The organism is Amycolatopsis sp. NPDC028719 (assembly GCF_055565395.1).
This window is the reverse complement of sequence record NZ_JBVHUL010000016.1, coordinates 128,762-155,142: the sequence shown is the minus strand read 5'-3', so window position 1 is coordinate 155,142 and position 26,381 is coordinate 128,762. Positions and strand designations below refer to the sequence as shown.

Here is a 26,381-nt window from a genome sequence, read left to right as displayed (position 1 = left end):
CCTTAAAGACAAAACCACCAACGCTGCGTCCCCACCGCTGCACAAAAACGCGGAGGCGAAGGGCCGCGAGCCGGCACCCCCCCCCCCCCCCCCCCCCCCCGCGAAGATGTCCGAAAGACTCACCCGGTCATGATGGACCGCAGCCGCCCGACCTCCGCCATCCGCCGCTCCGCGAGCCGGTCGGCCGCCGTCGCCGGGGGCACGCCGTCGGTGTCCGCCAGCGCGAACACGGCCTTGGTCGTGTCGTAGATCGCCGTCGTCTTGCGCTTGGCGCGCTCGAAGGTGAAGCCGTGGCGCTCGTCGTCGACCTGGATCACGCCGCCGGCGTTGACCAGGTAGTCCGGCGCGTACAGGACGCCGCGGTCGGCGAGCTGCTTGTCGATGCCGGCGTGCGCGAGCTGGTTGTTCGCCGCGCCGCACACGATCCGGGCGCCCAGCACCGGCACGGTGTCGTCGTTCAGGACGCCACCCAGCGCGCAGGGCGCGAAGACGTCCAGCTCGGCGCGCAGCAGGGTGTCCACATCGGACACGGCCTTGACGGCCGGGTACAGCGAAAGCGTGCGCGAGATCGCCGGCTCGTAGACGTCGGTGATGGTCACCTGCGCGCCGGCGTCCACGAGGTGCCCGACGAGGATGTGCCCGACCTTGCCGACGCCGGCCACGCCGACGCGCTTGCCGGCCAGGTCCGGGCTGCCCCAGACGTGCTCGGCCGAGGCGCGCATGCCCTGGAACACGCCGAACGCCGTCAGCACGGAGGAGTCGCCGGCGCCGCCGTCCTCGGGCGAACGGCCGGTCACGAAGTCGGATTCGCGGGCCACGACGTCCATGTCCCGCACGTACGTGCCCACGTCGCACGCCGTGATGTAGCGACCGCCCAGGGACTGCACGAAGCGCCCGTACGCGCGCAGCAGCGCTTCGGACTTGAGCGTCTTCGGGTCGCCGATGATGACGGCCTTGCCGCCGCCGAGGTCGAGCCCGGCCAGCGCGTTCTTGTACGCCATGCCCTTGGACAGCGCGAGCACGTCGTCGAGCGCGTCCGCTTCGGTGGCGTAAGGGTGGAAGCGCGTCCCGCCCAGGGCGGGCCCGAGCGCGGTGGAGTAGATGCCGATGATGGCCTTCAGGCCACTGGCTTCGTCGTGGCAGTACACGACCTGTTCGTGCCCGGAGTTCCGGGCGAACACTCCTTCGGTCACGGTGGTGACTCCTTTGTCTCCCGCGCCGGCTCGTGGCCGGGACGCGCTCCAAGGGTGGCTGGGGGGCCGGGCGGAGGTCGTCCGCCCGAGTGCCTTCCCGGCACCAACCTAGATCCCTTCCGATCACCGGACCAGTGCAGGTCCCGGGATACGGACGGGTAATCAGCCGTCGACCACCTTGCCGAGCGCGTTCATCGCCGTCTCGAGCTGGGTGTCGGAGAGGTACGGCGCCGGCCCGAAGCGCAGGTATGGCCCCCGGCTGTCGGTGCGGACACCCTGGGCGGCGAGAGCCGCCTGCAGCGCGCCGGCGTCGGCACAGCGCAGCGAGAGGAACCCGCCGAGCCGGTCCAGCGGCACCGAACGATCCCGCGTGACGACGTCCCCGGGCAGGTCGAGCGAGTCGAACACCGACGCGAGCAGCCCCACCTGGTGCTGCGAGACCGCGCGCAGGAACTCCGGCGTGAGGCCCTGCTCGGCGAAGAACCGCTGGACCCGGGCGCCGCGATAGTGACTGGCCGGGTCGTAGGTGGCGCCGGCGAACCGGTCGCCGCCGGTGGCGTAGGCGACCCGGCCCGGGTGACGCTCGTCGGCGAGCGCACCGAACTCGGCGTACCAGCCGGTGATCACCGGCCGCAGCTCCTGGGCGTGCGCGGGCAGCCGCAGGAAGCAGTTGCCCTCGCCGAGCTGCAGGTACTTGTAGCCGCCGCCGAGCACCCAGGCGTTGGTGAGCCCGAGGTCGTGCAGCGCGAACGGCACGACGCCGAGCGCGTGGTAAGCGTCGACGACGAGCTCGATCGACCGGTCGCGGCACGAGTCGGCCAGGTGCGCGAGCCCCGGGACCAGCCGCGACGTCTCGAACAGCACGGCCGAGACGAGCACCGCCGCGGTGTTGTCGTCGACTTCGGCGGCGACGCGCTCGGCGAGCGTCGTCACCGGCTCCAGGGGCACCCGCACGACCTCGACGCCCTCCTCCTCGAGGCGGGCGAGCTGGCGGCGCAGCGTGTGGAACTCGCCGTCGGTGGTGACCAGGCGCGGTCTCCGCGGCAGTTCCATCGCCGACAGGAAGCGCAGCACCAGGTCGTGCGTGCTCGCGCCGAGCGCGTACTCGCCGTGCGGGTCGCCCAGCAGCAGGCGGAACCCCGCGCGCAGCTCGTCGGCCTTCGCGAAGGCCCGCTCCCACTTCTCGTCGACGTCGCGGGCGGCGTCGGCGAAGGACTCCCGCAAGCCCTCCTCGGCGACGTCCGGCCACGCCTGGTGCGAATGCCCGGACAGCAGCAGGCGGTCGGCCACCCCGAACCGGGAGTAGTGCGGGGCGAGCGCGTTGTGGTCGTCGCGCAGGTCGTCCAAAGTGGTCACAGTCGGCTCCGTACGGCCCAGAGATCCGGGAACATCGGCTGGAAGAGCGTGGTACGCAGGTAGGTCGCGCCGGATGATCCTCCCGTCCCGGTCTTGTCGCCGATGGTGCGTTCGACCATCTTCACGTGCCGGTAGCGCCACTCCTGCATCCCTTCATCGAGATCCACCAGACATTCCGCGACGACCGACGGACCGCCGTCGTCGCTGTACACGTCCAGCAATATCGCCTGCAGGGCCGCGGAGGGCTCCACCGGTCGAGTGACGTCTCGGTCACACCCGACCGCGTAGCCAGAAACCTTGAGGTACGCGAGAAAAGAGTCGAACAACGACGGCCGCGCCATCGCTTCGGCAATGCGTTTCCGCTGCTCGCCGCCTTCGGGGTAGTGCGCGAACACGCGCTCGTCACGCCGCCCGAGCACGGCTTCCAGCTCGCGGAACTGGGCCGACTGGAAGCCGCTCGAAGCGTCCAACCGGGTGCGGAAACTCGTGAACTGGCTGGGGGTCATGGTTTCCAGCACGTCGATCTGCGCGACGGCGACCTTGAGGATCGTCAGGATCCGCCGCAGCACCCGGATCGAGTGCGCGGTGTTCCCCTTTTCGAGGTTGCGCTGGAGGAACTCGGCTTCGTGCAAGATCTGCTTGAACCACAGCTCGTACACCTGGTGGATCACGATGAACAGCAGCTCGTCGTGCTCGTCCGAACGCGTCCGTTGCGCGTTCAGCACCTCGTCCAGCGCGAGGTACGAGGTGTAGCTCAAAGCCTCTTGGGTCTTGGCGTCGATGTCGGTCATCCTTGGGTCACCTCGTCGAAATGGCGCTGAGCGGCCGGAGCCAGCGCGGTGTACAGATCGTGGAACAACTCGACGGCGGCCGCCCGGCGATCCGGTGCGGGCACCAGGTCGGCGGGCAGTTCCGGGTCGAGTGACGGGAACGCCCGGAACGTGTGCACCAGCCGGGTCCGCACCTCGAACGCTTCGGCGTCCGGAATCTCCTTTCCCGGGTACCCGCCGAACTGCTCGACGAACGCGGTGTAGCGCGCGGCGAGGTCGTCGAGGTCCCAGGCCCGGCCGGCGAAGCGGCGGACGTCGAGCGCGGCCGACGGCCGGCCGAGCAGCAGCCCGGCGTGCTCGGTGACGTCCAGCTCGCCGAGCAGGGCGACGACCTCGGCCTCGCGGTCGTGCGGAGCGATCCAGGTACCGTCCTGGTAGGGCCCGAACCCGAGGAACCGCAGCCGCCTGACCAGGCGTTCCCGCGCCTGGCGGCGGCTCTCCGGGATGCTCTGCCAGAGCACCGTCCACTCGCCGGCGGGGCGCTCGCGGCGGCCGAGGGAGAAGATCCGGTGGTCGCCGTCGGCGAGCAGCGCGATGGTGCGGCGGGTCAGCGAGTAGTGCACGGTGCGGCCTTCGCGGTGGCGCTGGAGGAGGCCGCGGCGCACCACGCGGGTGAGCGCGATCCGGGCCGCGCCGTCGGAGAAACCCAGCTCGGCGAGCGCCGCGACCAGGCCGCCCGACCACACCCGGCGGGTTTCCCGCGGGTGCACGTAGCTGCCCAGCAACGTCACGACCAGCTCCTGGGGGCTGGCGTCGAAAGCGTCTCCGGGCATGCCGCAACTCTATACACCCCAGGCCGCTGCGGTGTAGCTTGAGCCGCGTGACGTACTTCGCGGACCTCAGCTCGCCGCAGGTCGCGGACCTCGTGAACGGCCCGCGCGTGCCGGTGCTGCTGCTCCCGCTGGGCGCGATCGAGCCGCACGGCCCGCACGCGCCCCTGGGCACCGACCCGCTGATCTCGCGCGGGATGTGCGAGCGCGCGGCCGAGCGGCTGGCGGCCGACGAGGACGTCCACGTGCTGGTGCTGCCCGAGGTGCCCTACGGCGTGACGCGGTTCGCGGCCGGGTTCGCCGGAGGTGTCCACATCGGCGAGGAGACGCTGCACTCGCTGCTCGTCGACATCGGGGCGGCGCTGATCGCTCAACGACTCGGGCGGATCCTGCTGGTCAACAACCACTTCGAGCCGGCGCACCTGGTCACGCTGCGACGAGCGGTGGAGACGCTCAACTTCGCCTACGACGGCCGCGTCGCGCTGCTGGACCTGGTCCGGCGGCGGCACGCGCAGCGGCTGACCGAGGAGTTCCGCTCCGGCGAGTGCCACGCCGGGCGCTACGAGACGTCCCTCGTGCTGGCCGACCGGCCGGAACTGGTCGACCAGCCGCTGATGCGGACGTTGCCGCACGTGCCGGTGAGTCTTGCTTCGGCTCCCGAGGATGGCGGCTTCCGCGAGATGGGGATGACCGAGGCGTACTGCGGTTCGCCCGCCGAAGCGACCGCGGAAGAGGGCACCGAGACGTTCTCGACCCTGACCGACCTGCTGGTGGAAGCGATCCGGGAGCTGGCCCGTGAGTGAGCCGTTCAACCTCGCCACGTACTTCCTCGACCGGCACGTGGCTTCGGGCCGGGGCGATCGGACCGCCCTGTTCGCCGGGGATCGATCGGTGAGCTACGCCGAGCTGGCGCGGCTGGCCAACCGCGTCGGCAACGTGCTGCGCGACATTGGTGTCCGAAGAGGACAGCGCGTGCTGCTGGCGGTGAGCGACGGCGACGAGTTCGTCGCGACCTGGTACGGCACGCAGAAGATCGGCGCGGTCACCGCCGAGGTCTACCCGTTCCTGCAGCCCAAGGACTACGCGTACTACCTCGGCTACACCGAGGCCGTCGCGGTGATCGCCGACGCCGTCACGCTGCCCGCTCTCCGTGAAGCGGGTGCTACCGGGCTGCTGGTCACCGGCGTCCCCGAAAGCGAGCTGCTGCCGGGCGAACGCCCGTTCCGGTCCCTTGTGGACGCCGCGCCGGACACCCTCGAAGCCGCACCGACCACAGTGGACGACATCGGGATCTGGAAGTTCACCACCGGCAGCACCGGCGCGCCCAAGGCGTGCGTGCACACGCTGCGCAGCCCGATCGAGAGCTTCGAGCGGTACGCCGTCCAGGTGCTGGGGCTGCGGCAGGACGACCGGATTCTCGCCGTGCCCAAGCTGTTCTTCGGCTACGCGCGTGACCTGGTGGCGCTGTTCCCGTTCGGGGTCGGCGCGGCCGGGATCGCGTTCCCCGAGCGCAGCACGGCGGACCTGATGTTCGAGCTGATCGCCCGCTACCGGCCGACCGTGCTGGTCAACGTGCCGACGATGATGAGCGCGATGGTCGCGCACCCGGACGCGGCCGCGCAGGACCTGAGCTGCCTGCGGATGACGACGTCCGCCGGCGAGGCGCTGCCGCCGGAGCTGCACCGGAAGTGGGACGCGGCCTTCGGGGTGCCGGTGGTGGACGGGATCGGCTCGTCCGAGGCGTACCACATCTACCTGTCGAACCGGCCCGGTTCGGCGCGGATCGGGACGCTCGGGACGCCCGTTCCCGGCTACACCGCCGAGGTCGTCGACGAGCTGGGAAACCCGCTGCCGGACGGGGAAATCGGGCCGCTGCGGGTCACCGGACCGACGATCGCGCTGGAGTACTTCGGCGATCCCGAGAAGTCCGCGAAGACGTTCGACGGCGACACGCTGACGTCCGGCGACCTCTTCAGCCGGTCCGAAGGCTTCTTCCGCCACCACGGCCGCGCCGACGCGCTGCTCAAGGTCGGCGGGGTGTTCGTCGCACCCGGCGAGATCGAGGACTGCCTGCTCGGGCACCCCGCGGTGGTGGACTGCGCGGTCGTCGGCCACGAGATCGACGGCCTGGTCGTGCCGCGCGCGTACGTCGTGGTGCGCGCCCCGGTGACCGCGGACGAGTTGAAGGACCACGCGAAAGCCCTGCTGGCCAAGCACAAATACCCCCGCGAAGTGGTGTTCATGACGGAACTTCCCCGGACGGCCAACGGAAAGCTCGACCGGCGCGCACTGGCGGGCCGGTCGTGAGCCGCTTGGTCGTCGTCACCGGCGGCACCCGCGGCATCGGCGCGGCGATCGCGGCGCGGTTCCGCTCTGCCGGTGACACCGTGCTGGCGCCGGGTCGCGCCGAGTGCGACGTCACCGACGAGGAGGCCGTCGCGGCGTACTTCGCTTCCGCCGGGCCGGTGGACGTGCTGGTGAACAACGCCGGAATCTCTTCGAGCGCGCCACTTCCGAAGACTTCGCTCGACGACTGGCGATCGCAGATCGAGGTCAACGCGACCGGCGCGTTCCTGTGCACCCGCGCGGTGCTGCCGGGGATGCGCTCGCGGGACAGCGGCCGGATCGTCACGGTGGCGTCGACGGCGTCGCACGTCGGCTACCGCTACACGGCCGGGTACACGGCGTCGAAGCACGCGGCGGCCGGGCTGATGCGGGCCGTCGCGGCGGAGCTGGCCGGCACCGGCGTCACGGCGAACGCGGTGTGCCCGGCGTTCGTGCGCACGGACATGACGGCTTCCTCGGTGGCGCGGATCCAGGAGCGCACCGGTCGCGATCTTCCGGAGGCGGAAGCGGCGTTGGCGGCGGCGTCCCCGCTCGGCAGGCTGCTGGAACCCGCGGAGGTGGCGTTCGCCGTCGCCTTCCTGGCGGCGCCCGAAGCCGCCGCGATCAACGGCCAGACCCTCGTACTCGACGGCGGAGGAATCCAGACATGAGCCCGTTCCGCGCGACCGCACCGCTGACGAAGGAGTGGGAACACTTCGGCTTCACGGTGGCCGACGGCGTCGCGACCGTGACGTTCACCCGGCCGGAGAAGCTGAACGCGCTGACGTTCGACGTCTACGCCGACCTGCGGGACCTCGTCCTCGAGCTGCCGCAGCACGAAGACGTGCGGGTGCTGGTGATCACCGGGCAGGGCCGCGGGTTCTGCTCCGGCGGCGACGTCGAAGAGATCATCGGCGAGCTGCAGAAGTTCGAGACGGCGCGGCTGCTGGAGTTCACGCGCATGACGGGCGCGGTGGTGAAGGCGCTGCGCGAGTGCCCGTTGCCGGTGATCGCGGCGGTCAACGGCGTGGCGGCGGGCGCGGGTTCGGTGATCGCCCTGGCGAGCGACTTCCGGCTGCTGGCGGAGTCGGCGAAGTTCGCGTTCCTGTTCACGAAGGTCGGGCTGGCCGGGGCGGACATGGGTTCGGCTTATCTGTTGCCGCGGCTGGTGGGCCTGGGCCGGGCGACGGAGCTGCTGATCTTGGGAGACAAGGTTTCCGCGGCGCGCGCGTCGGAGATCGGGTTGGCCACCCAGGTGGTGCCGGACGCGGATCTCCCGGCCACCGCATCGGCGTTGGCCCGGCGGTTGGCGGACGGCCCGGCGCTGGCGTACGCGACGACGAAGGTGCTGCTGACCCGCGAGCTGGACATGGACCTGGGCAGCGCGATCGAGCTGGAGGCGATGACCCAGGCGCTGCTGATGACGGCGAAGGACCACAAGGAGTTCTACGCGGCCTGGTCCGCCGGGCGCGAACCCCGGTGGACCGGCCGCTAGCGCACCACTTCGCCGAGGCCGATGAGGTTGCCTTCGCTGTCCCGGAACCAGGTGGCCCGCTCGCCGCGGCCCTTGCTGGGGTAGTTGCCGCGGATCTCGACGATGCCGGCGTCGTCGAAGACCACGCCCCGCTCCTTCAAGGTGGCCACGGTCGAGTCGAGGTCGTCGACGTAGAAGGCGACCTGCGTGAACGAACCGTCGGCCGCGCCGGCCGAGGCGTACAGGCAGAAGACTCCCGACGCGCCTTCGTACCGCAGGCCGCCTTCGCGCTCTTCGACCGGCTCGAGGCCCAGCTTCTCGCTGTACCAGCGACGGGCGCGGTCGAGATCCTGTGTGGGGAGGCGGGCTTCGAAGCGAAGGTTGGTCAGCACTGCGTCACCGCGATCGCGTCTTCCTCCAGCGAGCCGAAGTACAGCTTCCCCTGCCACTCCCGCACGCCCACCAGCATGTGGAAGCCGTCTATCTCCCCGCGCAGCTCGTGCCGCACCTTGCCGTCCGGCGACACGCCCAGGACGCCCACCTCACGTCCGGGCCGGGGCTGCAGCGACGTCGGGAGCGCCCGGACGCCGGCCCGCAGGAACGCCGGCAGGCGGCGCACCACGTCCAGCGCCGGCACGCGCGGGGACGCCTGCGTGATCCAGATCAGCCCGTCCGAGCCCGTCGAGATGTTGTCCGGAAAGCCCTGCAGATCGTCGATCAGCACGTCGCGGTGACCGTCGGAAAGCCGGACGCGGGACACGCTGAACGCGCCCGTCTCCGCCACCGCCACGAACGACTCGTCCGGTGCCAGCGCCACGCCGTTCGCGAACTGGAGGCCGTCGAGCAGCAGGTCGATCGAGCCGTCCGGGGAACGCCGGAGCAGCCGGCCGCCGGCGGTCTGCTCGATCAGGTCGTCGCGCCAGTTGTCGATGCCGAAGCGGCGCGAGGAGTCCGTGAAGTAGATCGTGCCGTCGGCGGCCACCGCCGCGTTGTTGCAGAACACGAAGTCCAGGCCCAGCGCCGACGTCGCCAGCACCGAAGGCGAGCCACCCGACAGCGGCACCACCAGCAGCCCGGCCCGCGCGTCGCAGATCAGCAGCTCGTCTTCGCCGTACAGCTCCAGCCCCAGCGGCCGGCCGCCCGTGTCGGCGATGACGTCGATGCGCCGGCCGTCCGGCGAAAGACGCAGGATGCGCCCGTCGTCGACGCCCGCGTAGATCCGGCCTTCGCCGTCGACCACCACGTCCTCCGGGGCGTGCCCGTTCACCGGGATGACCGTGACTTCGCCGAACCGCATCGGACGTCTCCTACCGGTAGGTGAGCAACGAAGCCGCGTCCGCTTCGAAGTGCGGGTGCTCGTTGAAGGACAGCATAGTGACGCCGCCGCGGCCGGACACCAGCTTCGTGATGCCGCCGTTGACCGTCACGCGGTTGAGCTTGAGCAGCCCGGCTTCGGGCGTTCCCAGCAGCGAGCCGCAGATCGTGGCGATGACCCCGCCGGAGGTGAACACGACCGCGTGCTCGCCCTTGCCCAGCGACGCCACCAGATCCGCCAAGGCGGAACGGCAGCGCCCGAGGAACGCGGGCCACGTCTCGGCGCACGGCCCGCCGGCGCCGGCCGTGGTCCACGCGGTCAGTGCGGCGTCCAGAACTCCCTGGTACGCGCGGGAATCCTCCTGCGGCGCACCTCCGGCGTGGTGCCGCGCGATGTCGACGTGGTCGTACTCGTTCCAGCGCGGGTCCTCGACGACCGGGACGTCGGTGCCGAGGACCTTCAGCGCCGTCGCCGCCGTGTCGCGCTGCCGTGCGAGCGTTCCCGACCGGATCTGGGTGAAGGAGACGGCGCGCCGCAGCAGTTCCGCACCGACCACAGTGGACTGCTCGAAGCCGCGCGGCGACAGCGCGTCGTAGTCGGACGCGCCGAAGGACGCCTGACCGTGCCGGACCAGGTAGATGGCGCCCACTCAGACCCTCCCCTTCGCGATGATCTCCCGGCAGCGCCAGTCCAGGTACCCGACGAACTGCCAGAAGTCCTCGAACGCCGGATTGCGGGTGGCGCCGTCGTGGTAGCGCCGGTACAGCTGCTGCAGCACCGCGGCGAGCCGGAACAGGCCGTAGACCTCGTAGAACCGCCAGTCTCCCACCGCAAGGCCGGTCTTCTCCGCGTACCGCGCGACGAACTCCTCGCGCGTGGACATCCCGGGCAGGTGCGTCGGCTGGCGGCGGCTCGCCTTCATGACGTCGTCGTCATCGGCCTGCACCCAGTAGGCGAGCATGCTGCCCAGCTCCATCAGCGGGTCGCCGAGCGTGGCCATCTCCCAGTCGAGGACGCCGGCGATGTTCAGGGTGCCCGGGCCGTCGAGGACCAGGTTGTCGAGGCGGTAGTCGTTGTGGATCAGGCAGATCTTGACCTCTTCGGGCCGGTTCGACGCCAGCCACGAGCGGACCTCGGCGAAGTCGCCGACGTTGTCCGTGCGCGCCGCGGCGTACCGGTCCGACCAGCCGCGGATCTGCCGTTCGACGTAGCCCGCGCCCTTGCCGAGGTCGGCCAGGCCGGCCTTCTCGACGTCGACGGCGTGCAGGTCCACCAGCCGGTCGACGACCTTGCCGGACAGCGCTCGCGCCTGCTCCGGCGTCAGCGTCATGCCCTCGGGGAGGTCGCCGCGCAGGATCAGGCCGTCCAGCTTCTCCATGACGTAGAAGTCGCCGCCGAGCACGGCCGGGTCGTCCCCGAACGCGAGCATCTTCGGCACGTACGGGAACACCGGCCGCAGCGCGTGCTGCACCCGGTACTCGCGCCGCATGTCGTGCGCGGACGCCGCCTTGTGCCCGGCCGGCGGACGGCGCAGGATCAGCTCGCGGTCCGGGTAGGTCAGCAGGTACGTCAGGTTCGACGCGCCGCCGGGGAACTGCCGGACGCGCGGCGGCTCGGCGCCGAGGCCCTCGACCCGCGCGGCCAGCCAGGCGTGCATCGCGGGCGCGTCGAACGCGTCTTCCTCGCGCACCTCGACGGTGGTCACGCGAACCTCCGCAGCACCGACGCCGGCACCACGCGCATCGCGAGGCTCAGCGGCACCCACGGCCACGCCGGGACGTAGGCCCGCGCCCGCTCGGCCTCGACCGCCTTGGCCAGCGCCCGCGCGCCGCTCTCGGCCTTGGCCAGCAACGGGTTCCGGCCGATCCGGTCGTTCATCTCCGACTCGATGTAGCCCGGCCGGATGTCGGTGACGGTGATGCCCTTGCGCTTGAGCTCCAGCCGGGTGCCGTCGACGAACGCCGAGATCCCGGCCTTCGACGCGGCGTACGCGGTGAGGTTGCCCGGCAGGCCGCGGATGGCGCTGAACGACGAGACGACGGCGAGGTGCCCGGCACCCTGCGCGCGGAAGATCCCGGCGGCGGCCTCGATCTGGGCGGCGGCCGCGACGAAGTTGACCTCGAGGGTCTGCCGGTTGGCGTCGAACCGGCCCTTCCCGACCGGCTGGCCCTTCCCGAGCCCGGCGTTCACGATCACCCGGTCGAGGGACCCCAGCTCGGCGCGGAACTCCTCGAAGACGGCGAAGACGCGGTCGTGGTCGGTGACGTCGAGCCGGCGCGTGACGACCTTGATCCCGGGGTGCTTTCCTTCGAGGTCCTCGGCGAGCTTTTCGAGCCGGTCGGTGCGCCGCGCACACAGCGCCAGGTTGCGCCCTCTCGCCGCGAACTGGCGGGCCATGCCTTCGCCCAACCCGCTGCTCGCGCCGGTGATCAGGATGTTCTTGCGGACGGCCATGACCAGAACTTACAGCGGCGCGAAGCGCCTCCGTTGAGGGTGGTGGTGGGGAGGAAGGCGGAGGCTACCCGGAAGTAATAAGACCGGTGGCCCGGCGCTGGGGGCGTCGCCGGGCCACCGGTCATCGCGCGGCCGCCCGGCCGGTCGCACAACGCGGCCGGGTGAGCCGGAGCCGTTGTCCACGGCTGTCGCCCGCATCCGGATGGGCCGTGAGGGGGGAGGCGGAGCCACCGGCGCGGGCAAGTCATACAAGCGCGTCCGCCCAGGCCGGGGCAATGGTTCACAGTTGCCAGTACTAGCCCGTTCGCCCGAGTGGACGCGTGCTACCGGCCATCGGCTGCCCTGGCGAGGAGAGCGGAAGATCCTGCTGCTGTGTCCATTGGTTACCAATCCAGCAGCAGCCACGGCGGAAACCGGCGCCTTGGGCAGATCGGTCGCGGACCGTATCCGCCTACTCGCCGCCGGATTGGTAACGTGCACCGTGTCGGGGATCGTCGGGGGACGTTACGGGGCGGGTCGGCCATGGCGGGCAGCACGGCGGGCGGTCAGCAGGGTGAGCGCACCGCGTTCGCCACCCACCTGCGCGCGGCCATCGCGACCAGCGGGCTCTCCCTCGACCGGATCCAGGCGCGGCTGCGCGCCCGCGGTGTCGTCGTCAGCGTCACCGCCCTCAGTTATTGGCAGTCCGGCAAGCGCCAGCCGGAACGGCAGAGCTCACTCTCGGCGGTCCACACGCTCGAAGAAATCCTCGACGTCCCCGCCGGCTCCCTGCTCGGGCTGCTGCCGCCGCCCCGGCCCCGCGGCGGTGCCGGGAAGCGCCACGCCGGCGGCGAACCCCTGACGTTCCCCCGCGAGACGCTCCAGCCGCTGCTGGACAAGGTCGGCGCGCCGGACGCGCTCGAGCGCCAGCACCCGCTGAAGCTGGTCGGGCTGCACGACCTGTGCGAGATCGCCGCGGACGGCGGGCAGCGCGCGGTCACCGCGCGGGCGGTGTTCCAGGCGGGCGCGGACGGCCAGGACCGCTGGCTGCTCGTCTACACCCAGGACGACCCGGCGGCCGGCGCGCCGGAGCTGCACGCGGTGCGCAACTGCCGGGTCGGCCGCGCCGAGACCGACGAAGCCCACGGCCTGGTCGTCGCCGAACTGATCTTCGACCAGCCGATCGACCGCGGCGAGACGCACCTGATCGAGTACACGCTGACCAACGGCGGACCGCCGTACCCGGAGTGCCGCAACACGTACTACCGCGAGTTCCGGCGCCCGGTGCGGGAGTACCTGCTGGAGGTCCGGTTCGCGCCGGGAACGGCGCCCGAGTGCTGCTGGCAGTACGCCCGCGGCGGCACCGGCTCCCCCACCCGGCGCCCCCTCAAGCTCGACGGCGGCGACGGCGTCCACGCGGTGGCCCTGGACTTCGGCCCCGGCGTCTTCGGCATCGACTGGGACTGACGTACCCGGCGTCAGGGCAGGTGCGCGGCCGCCGCGGTGGCCAGCTCGGTGCGGTTCGCGATGCCCAGCTTGGCGTAGACGTGCGCGAGGTGCGTCTTCACCGTGCCGCGGCTCATGAACAGGCGGGTGCCGATCTCCGGGTTCGTGCAGCCCTCGGCCGCGAGCTTCACGACCTCCAGCTCGGTCGGCGTCAGGCTGCCCCAGCCACTCGACGGGCGGCCGCGCGCACCCCGCGTCCGGCGGACGAACGCGACGACGTCGTCGAGGCTCATCGGCGCCTCGTCCGTCGCGAGCCCGAGCGCGTCCAGCTCCCGCTGCTCTCCCGGGCGACGGGGAAAACCCAGGTCTGCACGGGCACGGGAGGCGGAAACGAGCACCCGGGCGGCGTCGGCTTGGCGGCCGGTGCGGGCGAAGAGCGTGGTCAGCGCGTCCAGGCTGTCCAGGACGCCCAGGCGCAGGCCGTGGTCGACGCGCAGCGTCAGCGCCTCGTGGTGCAGCTCGGCGGCCTGCTCCGGCCCGGCCAGGTACCCCTGCTGGTCCAGGGCGTCGGCCAGGGCCGAGCGCAGGCCCCAGCGCCGGGTCAGGTCGACGGCGGTGGCGAGCACCTCCGCGGCCTCGCCGGTCCGGCCCAGCGCACGCAGCACGGCGCCGCGTTCGGCCAGCCCCTGCGACGCCAGGTACGTCCCGGGAACGGCTTCGCGCTCGAACCAGCGCGCGGCCTCCTCGAACTCGCCGCGACGCCGGTGCAGCTCGCCCATCACGCCGGCCATGCCGGGCACGAAGACGTCCCCCGCGGTTTCGAGGAGCCGCAGGAACGGCTCCATCACGCGGAACCCGGCGTCGACGTCACCCGCCAGGCTGTGCACCATCGCCAGCCGGCACAACGTCGTGTTGACCCGGTGGAAGTCCCCGAGCGGCGCGGCGACCTCGACGGCGTGCTCGGCGAGTGCGCGCGCCCGCGGCAGGTCCGCCGACGCGAGCGCGCTCGCCGACCGGGCACTGAGGACCGTGGACGCCAGCCCGCGGTCGCCCCGCCGAAGCAGCCCTTCGGCCGCTTCGGCGAGCAGAGGCTCGGCTTCGTCGTGCCGGTCGCGGGCGTGGAGGACGATTCCGCGCAGCATCAACGCACTGTCGCGGGCGAAGCCGTCGGTTTCCGCGGCCTTCTCCGCTTCGAGCGCGAGGTCCCAGGCAGCGTCGAAGTCCGTGTAGAGGTGCCCGAGCGCGGTCAGCGTCAGGCATCGCGCGCGCAGGCTCGCTTCGCCGAGTTCGGTGGCGAGCTCCAGGCCCAGTCGCGCGGCCTCGACGTCGAACGGCGCCGTCGTGTCCGCGACCAACCCCATCCCGGTCAGTAGGCGGGCCTGCAACGAAGAACGCTCGTCCGGGCAGCGGGCGACCGCGCGCTTCAGGTACGCCAGGCCTTCGTGGCCGCGGCCGCGCAGGTTCCACAGCCACGCGACGGCGGCGGCGAGCCGGCGGCCCCGCGTCGGATCTTCCTGGGCCAGCCCCCATTCCAGGGCCGCGCGGAAGTTGTCGCGCTCGGGTTCCACCCGGGCGCGCCAGGCGTCCTTGTCCCGGTCGAGGTCGGGTTCGGCGGCTTCGGCGAGGGCGAGGAAGTGGTCGAGGTGGCGATCGCGGACGGCGTCGGCCTCCCCAGCCTCGGCCAGCCGGGCCGCCGCGTATTCGCGCAGGGTCTCCAGGAGCCGGTAGCGGCCGTTTTCGGCCAGCACCAAGGACTTGTCGACCAGCCGGCCCAGCGCCGGCAGCACGGCCGGGCCGCCCGCCGCGTCGAGGGTGAACCCGCCGGCGAAGACCGAAAGCCGGCGGAACACCGCGCGGTCTTCGCCGTCGAGCTGGTCGTGGCTCCACGCGATCGACGCGGCCAGCGTCTGCTGCCGCGCCGGCACCCCGCGCGGGCCGCGGGTCAGCAGCGCGAACCGGTCGTCGAGACCGGCGTCGATCTGGTGCGGGGTAAGGGTTCCGAGCCACGCGGCGGCGAGCTCGACGGCCAGGGGGATGCCGTCGAGCCGGGTGCAGACCGACCGGACGGCGGCCGCGCTCGACGTGTCCAAGGTGAACAGCGGCCGGACCGCGCCGGCCCGTTCGACGAACAGCGCGACGGCCTCTTCGACGGCCAGCGGCGGCACGCGCCACACCGTCTCCCCCGGCACGCCGAGGGGTTCCCGGCTGGTCGTCAGCACCGCGACCTCGGGGCAGGACCGGAGCAGCTCGACGGCGAGGTCCGCCACGCCGTCGAGGACCTGTTCGCAGTTGTCGAGGCAGAGCAGGACGCGGCGGTCGCGCAGGTGGGTCACCACCGATCGAACGGCGCCGACGTGCGGCTCGACGGGCACCTCGAGTGTCGCGGCGACCAGCTCGGCGACTTCGGCGGGGCCGGTGACGGCGTCGAGCTCGACCCACCACACGCCGTCGGGCCAGCGGCGGGCCGCCGCGGCCGCGACCTGGGCGGCCAGCCGCGTCTTGCCGCTGCCGCCCGGGCCGGCGAGCGTCACGAGCCGGCCGCCGGCCAGGCGGCCCCGGACCTCGCCGGCCTCGGTCTCGCGGCCGACGAACCCGGTCAGCTGCACCGGGAGGTTGTTCGGGACGGCGTCGAGCGAGCGCAGCGGCGCGGGGGTCCCGCCGAGCTGGAAGATCCGCTCGGGCGCGGTCAGGTCGGCCAGCCGGTGGACGCCGAGGTCGTGCAGCGTGACGCCGGTCAGGGCCGCGGCGGCGGGCGCCGAGACGAGCGTCCGGTCGTCGCCGGCCAGTTCTCGCAGCCGTTCGCACCGGCGGACGGCGGGTCCGGTGGGCGTGCCGTCGTCGCGGACCAGCGCTTCGCCGGTGTGGAGGGCGGCGGGCCCGTCTTTCACGATCGCAAGCGCTTCCGCGGGGGTCGCGAACACGGCCGGGGGCGCGTCACCGGCGCACAGGATCGTGACCGTGCCCGCGGGGAGGAGGTTCGTCTCGGTCATGGCCCGGCCAGTCTGCCAGCGAATCTCGGCCAGGTGGCAGATGTCCCGGCGCGACGCGGCTGCGACCTTCGACGACGTGGAGACGTTCGAAGAGCTGCTGGCCCGCTGGCGGGACGCCGAGGCAGGCGGTGACAGCACCGCGTCCTTCTTGGCCGCCGACTTCCGCGGCGACGGCCCCGATGGGCTGGTACTCGACCGCGACCATTGGCCCGGCCGGGCGCCGACAAGGGCGTTCCGGTGGACCCGGCTGGAGGTGACCGCCGCCGTCGGTGTCGCGACCGGGCGGCGCGACGGTGCCGCCTGCACCGTCGTCGCCGCGCGCCGCGGCGGACGCTGGCAGATCGTCAACGTCCAGCGCGGCTCATGACAACGCTTTTCGGGGGTCCGGGTGGCGAAGCCCCCGGCCCGAGGCGAAGCCTCGGATGTCACAGCAGCTTGGTCCGCAGCACCTTCCCGGTCGCGTTGCGGGGCAGCTCGTCCAGGAACTCCACGTCGCGTGGCACCTTGTACCGCGCCAGGTTCGCCTTGACGTAGTCGCGGACCGTGTCGACATCGAGGTCCGAGCCGTCGGCCCGCACGATGAACGCCTTGAGCCGCTGGCCGAACTCCGGGTCCTCGACGCCGATCACCGCCGCCTCCAGCACGTCTTCCCGCTCGACCAGGAGGTTCTCCACCTCGATCGGGAACACGTTCTCGCCGCCGGAGACGATCATCTCGTCGTCACGGCCGTCGATGAACAGGAGGCCGTCGTCGTCGAAGTGGCCGACGTCGCCGCTGGAGAGGAGGCCGTCGATGATCTCCTTGTGGCGGCCGTCGGTGTAGCCGCCGAAGCTCAGACCGCTGCCGACGAAGACCCGGCCGGTCACGTTCGGCTCGGTGATCTTCCGGCCCTTTTCGTCGTACAGCGCCACCTTGCAGCCGACCGGTGCGCGGCCGACCGTGCCCGGTGCCTTCGCCCAGTCCTCCGGCGTCGCGACCGTCGCCACGGCGACCTCGGTCGAGCCGTAGAGGTTGTGCACGACCGGGCCGAACGCCTCGTTCGCGCGGTTGCCGAGGTCCGGCGAGAGCGCCGAACCGGCGACGAAGATGATCCGCAGCGCCGACGTGTCGTACTTCTCCCGGACGTCCTTCGGCAGGTCGACGATGCGCTGCAGCATGGTCGGCACCAGCACGAGCGCGGTGCACCGGTGCTCGGCGACGCCGCGCAGCGCCTCCTCCGGCGTGAACTTGCGGCGCATCACGACCTTCGAGCCGAGCGCGAAGGAGAGGATGAACTGCGAAAGACCGGTGCCGTGGAACAGCGGCGCGCCCATGTAGGTGGCCTCGTTGGACCGCAGCGGGATGCGGTCGAGGAACTGCGCCGACGCCAGCGCGGAGGTGTGCGGCCGCGGCGCGCCCTTCGGCGTGCCGGTGGTGCCGCTGGTCAGCAGCACGAAACCGCCCGGCTTGGCCGGCGCGGGCCACGGCCGGTCGTCGGTGCTGGCGATGATCTCGGACAGCACCGGCACGTCCCGGTCGGTCAGGTCGCTGTCCGGGTCGACCCACGCCAGGTAGCGCTCGACACCGTCGGGGATCGCGTCGAGCAGGTTCGTGAACTCCTGGTCGTACACCAGCGCGGTGACGCCCTCGCGCTGGGCGACGTCGGCCAGCTGCGGCTTCGCGAAGCCGGTGTTCATGAGCAGCAGCCGGACGCCGAGCTTGCCCGACGCGGCCATCGTGAGCACCAGGCCGCGGTGGTCGCGGCAGAGCGCGGCGACGACCTGGCCCGGCTTGATCCCGCGCTCGGACCAGGCCCGGGCCAGCGCGTTCGACTGGTCGTCGAGCTGCTTGTAGGTCAGCGGGCCGAGCTCGTCGACGATGCCGACGGCGGTCGGGTCGCGGCGCGCCGAGATGTGGTTCGCGCCGGCGAACGGGCCGAACTTGCGGAGCGCGACGAGCGATCGGACCCCCTCGTCGAGCCGGGGAAAGGGAACGAGACCGGCCCGCCGCATCACGTCCACGCTGCGCGCCGTTTCCGCCACCTTGTCCGCCACCTGCGTGGCGAGCTCGACCAGGCTCATCCAGGCACCTCCGTTGCTGCGGGAACGAGCCCATGCCGACGGCGGGCGTACCGGCGGTATGGGGGCTACTGGAGAGTAAACCAACGACGGCGTGAGCGCACCAGCCGCGGGCGTGCTCCGTTTTTGTCGGTGGTGGCCGTCATGATGTCTTCGTGCAGGTGATCGCCGGGCGGGAGGAGGACGGGAGCTTCACCGTGCACGCACCGTCGTCGACGGCGAACGGCCTGGACGAAGCGGGTTTCGTGGAGCTGGCCCGCGAGCTGGAGGCGTCGCTGCGGCCGCGGTGGGTGTTCCCGTCGGTGGAGCTGGTGTACCCGGTGCTGGTGGCGGCCGGGCTGCGGGTCGACCGCTGCTACGACCTCGCGCTGGCCGAAGGGCTGCTGCTCGCGTACGAGGGTCTGGAGGGGCAGTCGCGGAGCCTGCGCGCGGCCTGGGCCAGGGCGAACGGCGAGGAACCGCCGCCCGATTCCGCGGCCGTCGAGCTGGCGCAGCCGACGCTGTTCGAAACGCGGGTGCCGACGCTGCCCGAGGGCGTGACGGTCGTCACGGCGGTCCGGCGCGTGCTCGCGGAGCAGGAGCGGCGGGTGGCGGCGGCCGAGCACCCGGACCGGCTGCGGCTGCTGCTCGCCGCGGAGTCGGCGAGCGCGCTGGCCGCGGTGGAGATGTCGGCCGACGGCCTGCCGTGGCGCGCCGACCTGCACGAGGAGCTGCTGGTCTCCCGGCTGGGCCCGCGGGTGCGCGCCGGAGAGCGGCCGAAGGTGCTGGTGGAGCTGGCGGCCAAGATCAGCGAGGCGTTCGGCGGGCGGCCGGTCAACCCGGACTCGCCGCCGAGCGTGGTCAAGGCGCTCGCCCGGGCCGGCATCGAGGTGCCGGCGGCGCGGAAGTACCTCCTGAAGGGGATCGATCACCCCGCGGTCGCGCCCCTGCTGGAGTACAAGGAGCTGTCCCGGCTTTACGCGGCGAACGGCTGGGCCTGGCTCGAGGAGTGGGTCACCGACGGCCGGTTCCGCCCGCACTACGTCGTCGGCGGCGTGGTGTCCGGGCGCTGGGCCAGCCGCGGCGGCGGGGCGCTGCAGATCCCGAAGGTGCTGCGCACGTGCGTGCGCGCGGACCCGGGCTGGAAGCTGGTGGTGGCCGACGCGGCCCAGCTCGAACCGCGGGTGCTGACGGCGTTGTCGGGTGACCGCCGGCTGGCCGACGTCGCGGCGGCGACCGACCTGTACGCGCGGCTCGGCGAGGCGTTGTTCTCGGGTGCCCGCTGGGTCGCGGTGTCCCCGGACGACGACCGCGACGACCGCGCGCGGGCGAAGATCGCGATGCTCTCGGCGATGTACGGCGGCACGTCCGGCGAAGCGGGGCCGCTGCTCGCGCTGCTGCGCCAGCGGTTCCCGGACGCGGTGTCCTATGTGGAGCGAGCCGCGCAGGCGGGCGAACGCGGCGAGCGCGTCCGCTCCCGGCTGGGCCGCACGTCACCGGCGCCCTCGGCCGCCTGGCGCGCGTTGACCGGCGGCCTGGCTTCGGACGAGGCCGGCGAGGTGAAGGCCCGCCGGGCGTCGAAGGGCTGGGGCCGGTTCACGCGCAACTTCGTCGTCCAGGCGAGCGCGGCCGACATGACGGCGGTGATGCTGGCAACGCTGCGCCGGCGCCTCCCGTCCCCGGCGCACCTGGTGTTCTTCCAGCACGACGAGGTCATCGTCCACACCCCGGCCGCGTTGGCCGAGGAGGTGTCCTCCGCGATCGTGGACTCGATCGCGGAGGCGGCCCGCATGTTGTTCGGCCCGGCGTGCCCGGTCCGCTTCCCCCTGCACATCGCCCCGGTCGACACCTACGCCGACGCGAAGTGAGCCGTGCCGGCCGCTCCGCCGTGCCCGGAGCGGCCGGCCGGTCACCTACGGGAACATCGAGAGCGCCTGCGTCCCGACGTCCTGGTTCGGCAGCGTCTTGCCCGGGTTGCCGCGGAAGTCGGTCCAGCACGGGTGCAGCCGGAAGTCGGCGCCGACGGCCGCAGCCGTGTAGTCGCCGATGAACACTCCCTGCAGTTCCTTGCCGCTCACCGCACCCGTCGACACGAACTGCACCTGCGGGTTCGCCGTCTGCGTGGTGATCCGGTGGATCGGGGACAGGCGGTCGCCCCAGCCCGTCGCGTAGGCGTAGTCGAGGCCGATGCCGTGCGGGTCGTAGGCGCGCGTGTAGAACGTGACCGCGACGCGGCCGGCCAGCGCCGCGACGGCCGGGAACACCTCGTCGGCACCCGTGCCGATCTTCACCGGCTTCGACCAGCCGTGCCGCCCGTCGGACCCGCTCAGGAACGCGTCGCCGTTCGTCTTGACCGACTCGCCGTCGCGGTACGTGCCGTTGCGGTCGTCGGCCCAGGTGACCCAGAGGTGGTCCGTCACCCGGTCGTACGTCAGCTGCGGGAAGCTGTTGACCCGGAAGTTCTCGCCGGTCAGCGCGTTGTTGGCGACGTCTTCATCGACCGGGAAGTCGAAGTCGAGCCCGACCTCGGCGTGCCGGAAGGTGCGGCCGCCGTCGCGCGAGGTCGCCACGACGACCGCGTCGTGGTCGGCCGGCTGGTCGCACGCGGCCGTCGCGCACACCGACGTCTCGTAGGCGACCTGGAGCGTCCCGTCGCGGGTGACCACCGGGTTCGAGCCGCTGCCGTAGGGTGTGATCCCGCCGTGGAACCCGGTCAGCGACGGCGAAATCCGGCGCATCGGCGACCACGTCCGCCCGAAGTCGCCCGACTTCGACAGGACGATCGGCGACTCGGCGAACTCTCCGTCGGCGTCGTAGGTGAACTGCGTCCACGTCACGTAGACGTCGCCGGTGACCGGGTCGGCGGCGATCCACTCCTTGTCGTTGAAGATGTTCGTCGGCGTGGGCGTGCCGGCCGGCGTGACGCCGTCGAGGTGCAGGATCGCCGGGTCGCCGAAGCTGCGCCCGCCGTCGTGCGACACCGACACCGCGATGCCGCTCGCGAGCTGCTGGTCTTCGGGCACCTCCGCACGGCTGAACAGCAGCGTGGCGTAGTAGACGGTGTTGTGCGGCCCGAAGGCGACGGCCGGGTCACCCGCGGCGTCCATGTAGGACAGTGGAGCGGACGCGCCGGTCGGGAAGTCGAGGTGCGGCAGCTGGACGTTCGCCCAGGTCCGGCCACCGTCGAACGATGTGTAGGCGAAGCCGCCGGAGTCGTTGCGGGCCTCGCGGGTGTTGTAGAGCCGGTAGTCGTTCGACCCGGCGACGATGTTGCGCGGGTTCTCCGGGTTGACGGCGATGGTCGTCTCGTTCTGCGCGGTGCTGCACCCGGTCTGGCTGCCGGTGGGCACGATGGTGTCCCCGGCGATGACGTCGGTGTTCGGCGCGAGCGGCCGGTAGGGGTTCGGTTTGCCGATGTAGGTCTGGCAGAGCGCGGACAGCGCGGGATCGTCGCCGTCCTCTTCTTCCTCCTCGGCGAAGCGTTCCTTGAGCAGCGGGTTCGGCACGTCGTGCCGCGGCTCCGCGGCGGCCGCGGCGATCTTGTGCTTGCCGTGCACGGGATCCACGGGCAGCGGCGCGCCCCCGGCGGCCGCGTGGGCGGCCGGCGCCAGGAGGACGGCGAGCGGCAGGACGAGCGCGGTGAGCGTGGCGAAGATTCTTCGTTTGGTGGACGAAACACCCAAGGACATCGGAAGGTCCCTTCCCGGAGGCTGACGAGTTCCTCAGCCGTACCAGGCTTGACGCGTGGCCGGGCCTGGTCAACCGACGGAAGTTCGGAACCACCCGAGCCGGACATACCCGGCGGGCGTCAGGCGAGGGCGTCGTCGATGGCTTTCGTGATCCGTTTCAGCGATACGGGGTGCGCGGTCCCCAACGTCTGCGCGAAGAACGAAACCCGCAGCTCCTCGATCATCCACCGCACTTCGTCCAACGCGGGTGACGACGTGCCCGGCGGCAGCGAAGCCAGCGCCTCCCGATACTCGCCGGTGATCCACGCGATGTCCGCCGTGCGCTGCAGGTCGCGGGTCGGCTCCGAGGCCAGCTTCTCCAGCCGGCGCAAGATCCCCTGCAGGTAGCGGACCACATTCCGCAGCCGCGAGGCACCCGTCGCCGTCACGAAACCCGGGTACACCAAGCCGGTCAGCTGCGCTCGGATGTCGGACAGCGATTCCGCCGGCCCGCGGACGGACGGCAATGCCACCTCGACATCGTTCGCCGCGCGGAGGATCTTCTCGACGTCCGTCAGGACGTCCAGGACCACCGGGTGCAGGCCCGCGCGGACCTTCTCCAGCAGCACCTTGAAGCCCGTTTCGTCGAACACCGGGCCGCCGCCGGCCGTCATCAGCGCGTCCACCGCGCAGTCGACGCAGTCCTCGAGCAGCGCCGCCACGCTGCCGTGCGGGTTCCGGTTCAGCACCAGCTTCGACGAGTTCGACAGTGATCGCGTGATGAACTTCATCGGCGAGTTCAGGTTCAGCCGCAGCATCCGGCGCGTGCCCGCCCACATCGCGTGCCGCTGCTGGGCCGGCGTGTCCAGCATGCGCACCGCCACCGAGGCACCCTCGTCCACCAAAGCCGGGTACGCCTTGACGTCGTGGCCGCGCTGGGTCGACTCGAACACCCGCGGCAGCGAGCCGAACGACGGTTTCGTCAGCCCGGCCTTCTCGAGGGTGTTGGCCGCCTTGGAGATCGTCTCCCGGACCTTCGGCGCCAGCTGCCGCTGCAACTCCGAGACGTCCTTGCCTTCGGCGACCCGGCGGCCCCGCTCGTCGACCACCCGGAACGTCATCTTCAAGTGGTCCGGCACGGACGAAACGTCCCAGGATTCATAAGGGATCGTGATCCCGCGCAGCGCACGCAGCTCGCGCCCGACCACCTCCAGCAGCGGACCGTCCGAAGGGGACACTCGCGAAAGGACGTCCCGCGCGGTGTCCGGCGCCGGGACGAAGTTGCGCCGCAACGCCTTCGGCAGCGACTTGATCAGCTGCGTCACCAGTTCCGCGCGCAGCCCCGGCACCTGCCAGTCGAAGCCGTCCGGCGTCACCTGGTTCAGCACCGGCAGCGGGATGTGCACGGTGACGCCGTCCGCGTCCGCGCCCGGCTCGAACTGGTAGGTCAGCTTGAAGACCTGCGTGCCCTGCGTCCACGAGTCGGGGTAGTCGCCCTCGCGGACGCCGCCCGCGGACTCGTTGATGAGCATGGACTTCTCGAACGACAGCAGATCGGGATCCGAGTGGCGCGTCTTCTTCCACCACGTGTCGAAGTGGCGCACCGAGACGACGTCGGCCGGGACGCGGGCGTCGTAGAACTCGTACAGCGTCTGGTCGTCGACCAGGATGTCACGCCGGCGGGCGCGGTTCTCGAGGTCCTCGACCTCCTCCAGCAGCGCCCGGTTCTCGGCGAAGAAGTGGTGGCGCGTCTGCCAGTCGCCCTCGACCAGCGCGTGCCGGATGAACAGCGCCCGCGCCAGCTCCGGGTCGATCCGGCCGTAGTTGACGCGGCGGTCGGCGATCAGCGGGACGCCGTAGAGCGTCACCTTCTCGGTCGCCATCACCGCGCCCTGCTTGCGTTCCCAGTGCGGCTCGGAGTAGTTCCGCTTCACGACGTGCCCCGCCAGCGGCTCGACCCACTCGGGCTCGATCCGGGCGTTCACCCGCGCCCACAGCCGCGACGTCTCGACCAGCTCGGCCGACATCACGAACCGCGGCTGCTTCTTGAACAGCGCCGACCCGGGGAAGATGCCGAACCGGGCGCCGCGCGCGCCCAGGTAGTCGCCCTTGGCCGGGTCCTTGAGCCCGATGTGCGAGAGCAGCCCGGCGATCAGCGACGTGTGCACGCGCTGCGGGTCGACCGGGGCCGTGTTCGTGTTCAGCGAGATGCCCAGCGGCTTCGCCAGCTGCCGCAGCTGGCTGAAGATGTCCTGCCACTCGCGCAGGCGCAGGTAGTTCAGGTACTCCGCGCGGCACATGCGGCGGAACTGGTTGCCGGACAACGCCTTCTGCTGCTCGGCGACGTACTCCCAGAGGTTGAGGTAGGCGAGGAAGTCCGACGTCGGGTCGGCGAACCGCGCGTGCTGCTGGTCGGCCGCCTGCTGCTTCTCCGCCGGCCGCTCCCGCGGGTCCTGGATGGACAGGGCCGCCGCGATGATCATGACCTCGCGAACGCAGCCGTTCTTCGCGGCCTCCAGCACCATCCGGCCCATCCGCGGGTCGACGGGCAGCTGCGCGAGCTTCCGGCCGATGTCGGTGAGCCGCCGGTCCGGCGAACTGGCCGCCGCGCTGTCGAACGCGCCCAGCTCCTGCAGCAGCCCGACACCGTCGCTGATCTGACGGCGGTCCGGCGGCTCGACGAACGGGAACGCCGCGATGTCGCCCAGCCCCAGCGACGTCATCTGCAGGATGACCGACGCGAGGTTGGTCCGCAGGATCTCCGGGTCGGTGAACTCGGGCCGCGCCTCGAAGTCGTCTTCGGAGTAGAGCCGGATGCAGATGCCGTCCGACGTCCGGCCGCAGCGGCCCTTGCGCTGGTTCGCCGACGCCTGCGACACCGGTTCGATCGGCAGCCGCTGGACCTTCGTGCGGTGGCTGTAGCGCGAGATGCGCGCGGTGCCCGGGTCGACGACGTACTTGATGCCCGGCACGGTCAGCGACGTCTCGGCGACGTTGGTCGCGAGCACGACGCGGCGCCCGGTGTGGGACTGGAAGATACGCTGCTGCTCCGCCGCCGACAGCCGCGCGTACAGCGGGAGCACCTCGGTGTTGCGCAGGTTCGCCCGGTTGAGCACGTCCGCGGTGTCGCGGATCTCCCGCTCGCCGGAGAGGAACACCAGGATGTCGCCGGGGCCCTCGGCGCACAGCTCCTCGACGGCGTCGAGGATGCCCTGCGTCTGGTCGCGCTCCGGGTCGCCTTCCGGGTCCTCGGGGTCGACGAGCGGCCGGTAGCGCGTCTCGACCGGGTAGGTCCGGCCGGAGACCTCGACGATCGGCGCGTCGTCGAAGTGCTTCGAGAACCGCTCGGGGTCGATCGTCGCCGAGGTGATGATCACCTTGAGGTCGGGGCGGCGCGGCAGCAGCTGCTTGAGGTAGCCGAGGATGAAGTCGATGTTGAGGCTGCGCTCGTGGGCCTCGTCGATGATCAGCGTGTCGTACTGGCGCAGCGAGCGGTCGGTCTGGATCTCGGCCAGCAGGATGCCGTCGGTCATCAGCTTGACCAGCGTGTCCTGCCCGGACTGGTCGGTGAACCGCACCTTGTAGCCGACGGTCTGGCCCAGCTCGGTCTTCAGCTCGCTCGCGATCCGGTCGGCGACCGTGCGGGCGGCCAGGCGCCGCGGCTGCGTGTGCCCGATCTGGCCGCGGATGCCGCGGCCGAGTTCGAGGCAGATCTTCGGCAGCTGGGTGGTCTTGCCCGAGCCGGTCTCCCCGGCCACGATCACGACCTGGTGCTTGTCGATCGCCGCGCCGATCTCGTCCTTGAGCCTGCTGACCGGCAGCTCTTCGGGGTATTCGATCTTGGGCACGCTTTCGCGGCGCGACGCGATGCGCAGCTCGGCCTTGTCGATGTCGGCGGAGATCTGCGCGAGGGCGGCGTCGCGATCACGAGCCTTGCGGGCACCGTCGAGTCGCCGGCGCAGCCGGTGCTCGTCGCGCGGCATCAGCTCGGGCAGGCGCGCACGCAGCGCTTCGAAGGGGGATGACGTGGACATGCTCAGGCCAAGGATAGCCGTGCGTGACGAGGCGGGCCTCTCAATATCCCCGCCGCGTGACCGGGCGCACCCCAGGAGCGCCCCAATGTGGCGTTGGGTGCGTGGGACGCAACCAACGCCACATTGGGTGCGTGGGACGCACCGAACGCCACATTGGGGCGCTGGGGGCCTGCGTCAGCCGGGCTGGCCGGGCTGCTGCGGGTACTGCTGCTGCGGCGCCTGCTGCCCGGGGAATTGCTGCGGCTGGCCCTGGTACGGCTGCTGCTGACCCGGGGCCGGCGGCTGCTGGGCGAACTGCTGCTGCGGCTGCGGCGCGGACTTGGCGCGGTTCATCGCCACCGAGCCGCCGATCAGGGCGACGCCGACCAGGCCGAGCACGATGCCGAAGCCCGGCTGCATGTCGGTGGCCCAGGACAGCAGCCGGAACTCGTAGTCGAACTGCTCCAGCACGAGCGAGCCGAAGCCGAGGACGGCGAACAGGATGCCGATGCGCATCATGATCGAAGACATG

The 26,381-nt window shown here is 71.7% G+C and carries 21 protein-coding genes; 7 read left to right on the top strand and 14 right to left on the bottom strand.

Annotation, left to right across the window (positions count from 1 at the left end; all coding sequences use genetic code 11):
• Nucleotides 1-119: 119 nt before the first annotated feature.
• The 4 genes from ACZ4TR_RS46340 to ACZ4TR_RS46325 form a co-directional block, all read right to left on the bottom strand.
• On the bottom strand, nucleotides 120-1,193 hold the full coding sequence (locus ACZ4TR_RS46340) for a Glu/Leu/Phe/Val dehydrogenase dimerization domain-containing protein (protein WP_465295165.1): 1,074 nt from the start codon (nucleotides 1,191-1,193) through the stop codon (nucleotides 120-122).
• Nucleotides 1,194-1,355: 162 nt separating this feature from the next.
• Nucleotides 1,356-2,549 (bottom strand): kynureninase/PvdN C-terminal domain-containing protein, encoded by a 1,194-nt coding sequence (locus ACZ4TR_RS46335; RefSeq protein WP_465295163.1) that lies wholly within the window; start codon nucleotides 2,547-2,549, stop codon nucleotides 1,356-1,358.
• A complete protein-coding gene (locus tag ACZ4TR_RS46330; protein WP_465295161.1) occupies nucleotides 2,546-3,340 on the bottom strand; it encodes a tryptophan 2,3-dioxygenase in 795 nt (264 codons plus the stop codon). Before ACZ4TR_RS46330 ends, ACZ4TR_RS46335 begins: the two co-directional genes overlap by 4 nt.
• Nucleotides 3,337-4,152 carry a PaaX family transcriptional regulator gene (locus ACZ4TR_RS46325; protein ID WP_465295159.1) on the bottom strand — a complete coding sequence of 272 codons (816 nt, stop codon included), beginning with the start codon at nucleotides 4,150-4,152 and terminating at the stop codon, nucleotides 3,337-3,339. The genes ACZ4TR_RS46330 and ACZ4TR_RS46325 overlap by 4 nt, the downstream gene beginning before the upstream one ends.
• Before the next feature lie 47 nt (nucleotides 4,153-4,199).
• Between ACZ4TR_RS46325 and ACZ4TR_RS46320 the strand changes: the two genes are divergently transcribed.
• Genes ACZ4TR_RS46320 through ACZ4TR_RS46305 form a run of 4 tightly spaced genes read left to right on the top strand, consistent with a single transcriptional unit; the run spans nucleotide 4,200 to nucleotide 7,969 of the window.
• Nucleotides 4,200-4,952 (top strand): creatininase family protein, encoded by a 753-nt coding sequence (locus tag ACZ4TR_RS46320; RefSeq protein ID WP_465295157.1) that lies wholly within the window; start codon nucleotides 4,200-4,202, stop codon nucleotides 4,950-4,952.
• Nucleotides 4,945-6,456 (top strand): benzoate-CoA ligase family protein, encoded by a 1,512-nt coding sequence (locus tag ACZ4TR_RS46315; protein ID WP_465295155.1) that lies wholly within the window; start codon nucleotides 4,945-4,947, stop codon nucleotides 6,454-6,456. The genes ACZ4TR_RS46320 and ACZ4TR_RS46315 overlap by 8 nt, the downstream gene beginning before the upstream one ends.
• Entirely contained in the window at nucleotides 6,453-7,145 is a 693-nt protein-coding gene (locus ACZ4TR_RS46310; protein WP_465295153.1) for an SDR family NAD(P)-dependent oxidoreductase, read from the top strand. The genes ACZ4TR_RS46315 and ACZ4TR_RS46310 overlap by 4 nt, the downstream gene beginning before the upstream one ends.
• The gene (locus ACZ4TR_RS46305; RefSeq protein ID WP_364511896.1) at nucleotides 7,142-7,969 is read left to right on the top strand and encodes an enoyl-CoA hydratase family protein; all 828 of its coding nucleotides are present in this window, start codon (nucleotides 7,142-7,144) and stop codon (nucleotides 7,967-7,969) included. The genes ACZ4TR_RS46310 and ACZ4TR_RS46305 overlap by 4 nt, the downstream gene beginning before the upstream one ends.
• Here the strand turns inward: ACZ4TR_RS46305 and ACZ4TR_RS46300 are convergent.
• Genes ACZ4TR_RS46300 through ACZ4TR_RS46280 form a run of 5 tightly spaced genes read right to left on the bottom strand, consistent with a single transcriptional unit; the run spans nucleotide 7,966 to nucleotide 11,717 of the window.
• Nucleotides 7,966-8,340 carry a VOC family protein gene (locus tag ACZ4TR_RS46300; protein ID WP_364511899.1) on the bottom strand — a complete coding sequence of 125 codons (375 nt, stop codon included), beginning with the start codon at nucleotides 8,338-8,340 and terminating at the stop codon, nucleotides 7,966-7,968. The two genes, ACZ4TR_RS46305 and ACZ4TR_RS46300, sit on opposite strands and share 4 nt — an antisense overlap.
• Nucleotides 8,334-9,245, bottom strand: coding sequence for an SMP-30/gluconolactonase/LRE family protein (locus ACZ4TR_RS46295; RefSeq protein WP_465295151.1), 912 nt, complete (start codon nucleotides 9,243-9,245; stop codon nucleotides 8,334-8,336). Before ACZ4TR_RS46295 ends, ACZ4TR_RS46300 begins: the two co-directional genes overlap by 7 nt.
• Nucleotides 9,246-9,255: 10 nt before the next feature.
• A complete protein-coding gene (locus ACZ4TR_RS46290) occupies nucleotides 9,256-9,912 on the bottom strand; it encodes a histidine phosphatase family protein (protein WP_465295149.1) in 657 nt (218 codons plus the stop codon).
• Nucleotides 9,913-10,920 (bottom strand): phosphotransferase family protein, encoded by a 1,008-nt coding sequence (locus ACZ4TR_RS46285; RefSeq protein ID WP_465295269.1) that lies wholly within the window; start codon nucleotides 10,918-10,920, stop codon nucleotides 9,913-9,915.
• Nucleotides 10,921-10,964: 44 nt separating this feature from the next.
• Nucleotides 10,965-11,717, bottom strand: coding sequence for an SDR family oxidoreductase (locus tag ACZ4TR_RS46280; RefSeq protein ID WP_465295147.1), 753 nt, complete (start codon nucleotides 11,715-11,717; stop codon nucleotides 10,965-10,967).
• Between the two features lie 522 nt (nucleotides 11,718-12,239).
• Between ACZ4TR_RS46280 and ACZ4TR_RS46275 the strand changes: the two genes are divergently transcribed.
• Nucleotides 12,240-13,163 carry a hypothetical protein gene (locus ACZ4TR_RS46275; protein ID WP_465295145.1) on the top strand — a complete coding sequence of 308 codons (924 nt, stop codon included), beginning with the start codon at nucleotides 12,240-12,242 and terminating at the stop codon, nucleotides 13,161-13,163.
• Between the two features lie 11 nt (nucleotides 13,164-13,174).
• Here ACZ4TR_RS46275 and ACZ4TR_RS46270 read toward each other — a convergent pair whose 3' ends face one another.
• Nucleotides 13,175-16,132 (bottom strand): helix-turn-helix transcriptional regulator, encoded by a 2,958-nt coding sequence (locus ACZ4TR_RS46270; RefSeq protein WP_465295143.1) that lies wholly within the window; start codon nucleotides 16,130-16,132, stop codon nucleotides 13,175-13,177.
• 40 nt (nucleotides 16,133-16,172) lie between these two features.
• Between ACZ4TR_RS46270 and ACZ4TR_RS46265 the strand changes: the two genes are divergently transcribed.
• Nucleotides 16,173-16,499 (top strand): nuclear transport factor 2 family protein, encoded by a 327-nt coding sequence (locus ACZ4TR_RS46265; RefSeq protein WP_465295141.1) that lies wholly within the window; start codon nucleotides 16,173-16,175, stop codon nucleotides 16,497-16,499.
• 58 nt (nucleotides 16,500-16,557) lie between these two features.
• On the opposite strand, the gene ACZ4TR_RS46260 is transcribed toward ACZ4TR_RS46265, so the two are convergent.
• A complete protein-coding gene (locus ACZ4TR_RS46260) occupies nucleotides 16,558-18,192 on the bottom strand; it encodes an acyl-CoA synthetase (protein ID WP_465295139.1) in 1,635 nt (544 codons plus the stop codon).
• Between the two features lie 152 nt (nucleotides 18,193-18,344).
• Here ACZ4TR_RS46260 and ACZ4TR_RS46255 point away from each other — a divergent pair, with 152 nt between their 5' ends.
• Nucleotides 18,345-20,036, top strand: a complete 1,692-nt coding sequence (locus tag ACZ4TR_RS46255) for a bifunctional 3'-5' exonuclease/DNA polymerase (RefSeq protein ID WP_465295137.1) — start codon at nucleotides 18,345-18,347, stop codon at nucleotides 20,034-20,036.
• Between the two features lie 45 nt (nucleotides 20,037-20,081).
• Here the strand turns inward: ACZ4TR_RS46255 and ACZ4TR_RS46250 are convergent, their stop codons facing one another.
• The 3 genes from ACZ4TR_RS46250 to ACZ4TR_RS46240 all read right to left on the bottom strand — a co-directional run bounded on the left by ACZ4TR_RS46250 (nucleotide 20,082) and on the right by ACZ4TR_RS46240 (nucleotide 26,380).
• Nucleotides 20,082-21,857, bottom strand: a complete 1,776-nt coding sequence (locus tag ACZ4TR_RS46250; protein ID WP_465295135.1) for a sialidase family protein — start codon at nucleotides 21,855-21,857, stop codon at nucleotides 20,082-20,084.
• 119 nt (nucleotides 21,858-21,976) lie between these two features.
• Nucleotides 21,977-25,870 (bottom strand): ATP-dependent RNA helicase HrpA, encoded by a 3,894-nt coding sequence (hrpA, locus tag ACZ4TR_RS46245; protein ID WP_465295133.1) that lies wholly within the window; start codon nucleotides 25,868-25,870, stop codon nucleotides 21,977-21,979.
• Nucleotides 25,871-26,044: 174 nt separating this feature from the next.
• Nucleotides 26,045-26,380 carry a hypothetical protein gene (locus tag ACZ4TR_RS46240; RefSeq protein ID WP_465295131.1) on the bottom strand — a complete coding sequence of 112 codons (336 nt, stop codon included), beginning with the start codon at nucleotides 26,378-26,380 and terminating at the stop codon, nucleotides 26,045-26,047.
• Nucleotide 26,381: the final 1 nt, after the last annotated feature.

Excerpts from the sequence above, each read along its gene's own strand:
- ACZ4TR_RS46330 (WP_465295161.1), bottom strand. The coding sequence starts at position 3,340 with ATGACCGACATCGACGCCAAGACCCAAGAGGCTTTGAGCTACACCTCG.
- ACZ4TR_RS46325 (WP_465295159.1), bottom strand. The coding sequence starts at position 4,152 with ATGCCCGGAGACGCTTTCGACGCCAGCCCCCAGGAGCTGGTCGTGACG.
- ACZ4TR_RS46305 (WP_364511896.1), top strand. The coding sequence starts at position 7,142 with ATGAGCCCGTTCCGCGCGACCGCACCGCTGACGAAGGAGTGGGAACAC.
- ACZ4TR_RS46295 (WP_465295151.1), bottom strand. The coding sequence starts at position 9,245 with ATGCGGTTCGGCGAAGTCACGGTCATCCCGGTGAACGGGCACGCCCCG.
- ACZ4TR_RS46285 (WP_465295269.1), bottom strand. The coding sequence starts at position 10,920 with ATGCACGCCTGGCTGGCCGCGCGGGTCGAGGGCCTCGGCGCCGAGCCG.
- ACZ4TR_RS46280 (WP_465295147.1), bottom strand. The coding sequence starts at position 11,717 with ATGGCCGTCCGCAAGAACATCCTGATCACCGGCGCGAGCAGCGGGTTG.
- ACZ4TR_RS46275 (WP_465295145.1), top strand. The coding sequence starts at position 12,240 with ATGGCGGGCAGCACGGCGGGCGGTCAGCAGGGTGAGCGCACCGCGTTC.
- ACZ4TR_RS46270 (WP_465295143.1), bottom strand. The coding sequence starts at position 16,132 with ATGACCGAGACGAACCTCCTCCCCGCGGGCACGGTCACGATCCTGTGC.
- ACZ4TR_RS46265 (WP_465295141.1), top strand. The coding sequence starts at position 16,173 with ATGTCCCGGCGCGACGCGGCTGCGACCTTCGACGACGTGGAGACGTTC.
- ACZ4TR_RS46260 (WP_465295139.1), bottom strand. The coding sequence starts at position 18,192 with ATGAGCCTGGTCGAGCTCGCCACGCAGGTGGCGGACAAGGTGGCGGAA.
- ACZ4TR_RS46250 (WP_465295135.1), bottom strand. The coding sequence starts at position 21,857 with ATGTCCTTGGGTGTTTCGTCCACCAAACGAAGAATCTTCGCCACGCTC.
- hrpA (WP_465295133.1), bottom strand. The coding sequence starts at position 25,870 with ATGTCCACGTCATCCCCCTTCGAAGCGCTGCGTGCGCGCCTGCCCGAG.
- ACZ4TR_RS46240 (WP_465295131.1), bottom strand. The coding sequence starts at position 26,380 with ATGTCTTCGATCATGATGCGCATCGGCATCCTGTTCGCCGTCCTCGGC.